The organism is Staphylococcus pasteuri, assembly GCF_030547725.1.
Classification (GTDB): domain Bacteria; phylum Bacillota; class Bacilli; order Staphylococcales; family Staphylococcaceae; genus Staphylococcus; species Staphylococcus pasteuri.
In genome coordinates this window covers 1-275 of record NZ_JAUOQO010000315.1, presented here as the reverse complement: position 1 = coordinate 275, position 275 = coordinate 1, and the positions used below count along the sequence as shown (strand labels likewise).

The following is a 275-nucleotide window of genomic DNA, read 5'->3' as shown; positions in this document are numbered from 1 at the left end:
ATCAAAAAGTTTAGCAATACCGCGTTAGCTGCAACTATGTTATCGCCCAGTCGCGAGCCTTGAAAAGTGATAAAAGCAAAACACAACTGCAGAGATAATGAGCGTAAAAAGATATCTCTGTTCAGGGAAAACAATCCGCTTAAGTGCTTGCGGCTAAATCCCTGCCAACACTCAGAGAAACTAGGAAGTTGTTTAAAACGATTCAGAAACTGCTGTCGGCACAAATACAAACCTAACAATAATCCCAGATAATCAGCAATCACCGTGGCTAAGGC

At 41.8% G+C, this 275-nt stretch carries 1 protein-coding gene; it reads right to left on the bottom strand.

All coding sequences use genetic code 11. The annotated features are described in order from the left end of the window. Nucleotides 1–275: MATE family efflux transporter (locus tag Q4528_RS13800; RefSeq protein WP_303522137.1), on the bottom strand; the 275-nt coding region annotated here is incomplete at both ends.